The organism is Streptomyces sp. UH6 (assembly GCF_013421635.1).
Lineage (GTDB): Bacteria > Actinomycetota > Actinomycetes > Streptomycetales > Streptomycetaceae > Streptomyces > Streptomyces abyssomicinicus.
Window position 1 is genome coordinate 1 of record NZ_JACADT010000483.1, and the last position, 4256, is coordinate 4256.

The following is a 4256-nucleotide window of genomic DNA, read 5'->3' on the forward strand; positions in this document are numbered from 1 at the left end:
CGCCGACCTCACCGGACCGGGGCCCGGCCCGGTGAGGTCGGTCGAGCAGGGCCGAACCGGTGAAAACCCGTGATCACCTGGGACAACATGTGACCGTTATCACCGCTCATGTGTGATGCCCGAATTAGAGCCCTCGCGGGTGGCGGGGATACCCTGCCGGACGGACATGCCGCGCGCTCGGACACCGTGTGCGCCCCCCTTGTGACACAGCGGACGTCACGTTGCCCTTCGCGGCACGCCCACGCATCCAACGAACCGCGAGATCACTGATAGGGACGGAAGCGCGTGGACCTGTTCGAGTACCAGGCGAGGGACCTCTTCGCCAAGCACGATGTACCGGTGCTTGCCGGTGAAGTCATCGACACGCCTGAGGCGGCGCGCGAGATCACCGAGCGACTCGGCGGCAAGTCGGTCGTCAAGGCGCAGGTGAAGGTCGGTGGCCGCGGCAAGGCCGGTGGCGTCAAGGTGGCCGGCTCGCCCGACGAGGCCGTGGCCCGGGCCACCGACATCCTCGGCATGGACATCAAGGGCCACACGGTCCACAAGGTCATGCTGGCGGAGCTGGCGCCGGAGATCGCGGAGGAGTACTACGTCTCCTTCCTCCTCGACCGTGCCAACCGCACGTTCCTCTCCATCGCCTCCGTCGAGGGCGGCATGGACATCGAGGAGGTGGCGGCCAACCGCCCCGAGGCCGTCGCCAAGACCCCGATCGACGCGATCGACGGTGTCACCCCGGAGAAGGCCCGCGAGATCGTCGAGGCCGCCAAGTTCCCGGCCGAGGTCGCCGACAAGGTCGTCGACGTGCTGGTGAAGCTCTGGGACGTCTTCCTCAAGGAGGACGCCCTCCTGGTCGAGGTGAACCCGCTGGCCAAGGTGGCCTCCGGTGACATCCTCGCCCTGGACGGCAAGGTCTCCCTGGACGACAACGCCGAGTTCCGTCACCCCGACTTCGAGGCGCTCCACGACAAGGCCGCGGCGAACCCGCTCGAGGCCGCTGCCAAGGAGAAGGGCCTCAACTACGTCAAGCTCGACGGCGAGGTCGGCATCATCGGCAACGGCGCCGGCCTGGTCATGTCGACCCTGGACGTCGTCGCGTACGCCGGTGAGGCCCACGGTGGCGTGAAGCCCGCCAACTTCCTCGACATCGGTGGCGGCGCCTCCGCCCAGGTGATGGCGAACGGCCTGGAGATCATCCTCGGCGACCCGGACGTCCGCTCCGTGTTCGTCAACGTCTTCGGTGGCATCACCGCCTGTGACGAGGTCGCCAACGGCATCGTCCAGGCCCTCAAGCTCCTCGAGGACAAGGGCGAGAAGGTCGAGAAGCCGCTCGTCGTCCGCCTCGACGGCAACAACGCCGAGCTGGGTCGCAAGATCCTCAGCGACGCCAACCACCCGCTGGTCCAGCGCGTCGACACCATGGACGGTGCGGCCGCGAAGGCCGCCGAGCTCGCCGCCGCCAAGTAAGCACCGAGGACGAGGACATCCACACACCATGTCTATCTGGCTCAACAAGGACAGCAAGGTCATCGTCCAGGGCATGACCGGTGCCACGGGCATGAAGCACACCAAGCTCATGCTCGGCGACGGCACCAACGTCGTGGGCGGCGTCAACCCGCGCAAGGCGGGTCAGACGGTCGACTTCGACGGCACCGAGGTACCGGTCTTCGGCACCGTCAAGGAGGCCATGGAGAAGACCGGCGCCGACGTCACGGTCGTCTTCGTGCCGGAGAAGTTCACCAAGGACGCGGTCATCGAGGCGATCGACGCCGAGATCCCGCTGGCCGTGGTGATCACCGAGGGCATCGCGGTGCACGACACCGCGGCGTTCTGGGCGTACGCCGGCAAGAAGGGCAACAAGACCCGGATCATCGGCCCGAACTGCCCCGGCATCATCACGCCGGGCGGCTCGAACGTCGGCATCATCCCGGGCGACATCACGAAGCCGGGCCGCATCGGCCTGGTCTCGAAGTCCGGCACGCTGACGTACCAGATGATGTACGAGCTGCGTGACATCGGCTTCTCCACCGCCGTCGGCATCGGTGGCGACCCGATCATCGGCACCACGCACATCGACGCGCTGGCCGCGTTCCAGGACGACCCCGACACCGACCTGATCGTGATGATCGGTGAGATCGGTGGCGACGCGGAGGAGCGTGCGGCCGCGTTCATCGCGGAGAACGTGACCAAGCCGGTCGTCGGCTACGTCGCGGGCTTCACCGCGCCGGAGGGCAAGACCATGGGTCACGCCGGTGCGATCGTGTCCGGTTCGTCCGGCACGGCTCAGGCGAAGAAGGAGGCCCTCGAGGCCGCCGGCGTCAAGGTCGGCAAGACGCCGACCGAGACCGCGAAGCTCGCCCGCGAGATCCTCGCCGGCTGACGCCGCCTCTCCTTCCGGCGGGCCCGCGCCCGGGGGTACACCCCCTGAGCGCGGGCCCGCCGCCGTATCCGGTCCCGGCCGGCCCAGCTGCCCGTCGCCCCCGGCCGGGGCGCGATGTCACCCGTCCCGGCTGCGGTGTCAGCCGTCCCGGCTGCGGAGCCTGGCCAGCAGGCCCCGTCGTCGTGGTGCCTCGCTCCGGAGGGCGGCGTGGCGGAGTTCGGCCACGACCCGCCAGTCGTGCCGGCCCGGGGCGGGCGGATACGGGGTGCCGTGCCGGGCGGCGCGGTAGAGGTCCAGCGCGTACTGGGAGGCGATGCTCATCAGGTCGTCCTTTCGGTGCCGGTGCCCGTGAGAGGGCGGGTGCGGGGGGCCGGTGCGAGGGCCCGTGCCCGTCTCGGTGCCGGTGCCCGTGCGGGGCCGGTGCCGTGCCGGTCCGGGGGTTGTCCGGAGCCGCTGCGGTCCGGACGTCACCGAGACTGAGCCGGGCGGGCGCCTGCCGGCACGTCGATTGACCGGAGCCGTCAATCGACGCCGGGACGGCTCCCGCGGGCAGGCAGGATGACGTCATGGCCGACGTCATCGACATCACCGGGCTGCCGCACGAGCGCGTCGTCGTCGCGGTGTCCCCCCTCGCAGAGCTGGGCTCCGCCCTGCACGTGCTGTCGGAGCCCGGGCACCACGCGCACCTGCACGGCTGGGTCACCGCCACCACCTCGGCCCTGCGGTGCGACCTGGCGGACCGCCTGCACGAGGCGGACTTCCTGTGGCGCTCCGCCCGCTGCGACCTGCTGCTCCCCGCCCACCCGGGGGCCACCCTCGCCGAGGAACTGGACGCCCTCGACCGGCTGGACGACGAGCACTTCGTGACGGCGGCGTTCGAGATCACCTGCCGGGCCTCGTACGAACGCTGCACCCCGTCACCGCTGGTCGACGCGGCACAGCGGAGGCGCGTGCGTGAACTGGCCGCGGCGCGAGGCCCCCGGCAGGCGGCCTTCGTGGACCGCATGCTGCTCGACCCGGACGGCCTGCGGGCCTGGCTGCGCCGCCTCTTCGAGGACTGTGAGCAGGCGTTCTTCGCGGATACCTGGAACCGGACCCGGGGTCAGCTCGCCGCCGACGCGCGGCACAAGACCGAGCTGCTGCGCCGGAAGGGACTCGGTGCGGCCCTGACCGCCGCGTCGGCCGCCCTCGGCCTGGACGACTCCGGCGACCGCATCCTCGTCGACAAGCTGGCCGTCGGCCGGGCCTCGGCGTACGCCGACCCCGACGACCCGGGAGTCACGCTGATACCGACCACGCTGGGCCGGCCCCATCTGCTGTTCGCCCACGGGCCCGGTCGGCGACCGGTGCTGCAGTACCCGGTGGACAGCGGCGAGCTGACGTCTCCGGTCAGCCTGCGCGAGGTGCAGCGGCGGCTCGACGCGCTCGCGCACCCGTTGCGGATGCGCCTGTGCCGCACCCTCGCCCGCGGCCCGCACACCACCGGCGAACTGGTGGAGGCGTACGGCGTCACCGCGCCCGAGGTCTCCCGGCACCTGGCCGTGCTCAAGAAGGCCGGACTGCTGACCACCCGGCGCCGGGGCCGCTACGTGCTGTACCAGTTGGAGCTGGGGGCGGTGAGCCGGCTGGGCGGCGACTTCATCGAGGGCGTGCTGCGCTGAACCCGGCGGACCGTGGACCGCACCGCCCGCGCATCGTCCCGGCGGCGGTCGGGCCCGGTCAGCGGCGGAGGAGGTCCCACCGGGCCAGGAGGGCCGTGAGGAGGGCCGGGGGAAGGGTCCACGCCGCGGCGGCGAGGCCCGTCCGCCACCAGGAAGGGCCGAACGCGGCGAGGGCGCCGGTACCGAGCGGACCCGAGGCGAGGGCCGTGAGGACGGCC

4 protein-coding genes are annotated in these 4256 nt (G+C 71.4%); 3 read left to right on the forward strand and 1 reads right to left on the reverse strand.

The genetic code is table 11. The features are described from left to right. Positions 1-285 precede the first annotated feature (285 nt). Positions 286-1464: an ADP-forming succinate--CoA ligase subunit beta gene (gene sucC / locus HW445_RS20415; protein WP_180222429.1), complete on the forward strand. Its 1179-nt coding sequence runs from the start codon at positions 286-288 to the stop codon at positions 1462-1464. A gap of 28 nt (positions 1465-1492) precedes the next feature. Then, a complete protein-coding gene (sucD, locus tag HW445_RS20420; RefSeq protein WP_180222430.1) occupies positions 1493-2377 on the forward strand; it encodes a succinate--CoA ligase subunit alpha in 885 nt (294 codons plus the stop codon). Between the two features lie 138 nt (positions 2378-2515). On the opposite strand, the gene HW445_RS20425 is transcribed toward sucD, so the two are convergent. Next, positions 2516-2698, reverse strand: a complete 183-nt coding sequence (locus tag HW445_RS20425; RefSeq protein WP_180222431.1) for a hypothetical protein — start codon at positions 2696-2698, stop codon at positions 2516-2518. Between the two features lie 245 nt (positions 2699-2943). On the opposite strand from HW445_RS20425, the gene HW445_RS20430 reads away from it, so the two are divergent. Further along, the gene (locus HW445_RS20430) at positions 2944-4038 is read left to right on the forward strand and encodes a DUF5937 family protein (RefSeq protein ID WP_180222432.1); all 1095 of its coding nucleotides are present in this window, start codon (positions 2944-2946) and stop codon (positions 4036-4038) included. Positions 4039-4256: the final 218 nt, after the last annotated feature.

What these genes read in the sequence shown, in the direction of transcription:
- sucD (WP_180222430.1), top strand. Translation starts at nt 1,493, where the DNA reads ATGTCTATCTGGCTCAACAAGGACAGCAAGGTCATCGTCCAGGGCATG.
- HW445_RS20425 (WP_180222431.1), bottom strand. Translation starts at nt 2,698, where the DNA reads ATGAGCATCGCCTCCCAGTACGCGCTGGACCTCTACCGCGCCGCCCGG.
- HW445_RS20430 (WP_180222432.1), top strand. Translation starts at nt 2,944, where the DNA reads ATGGCCGACGTCATCGACATCACCGGGCTGCCGCACGAGCGCGTCGTC.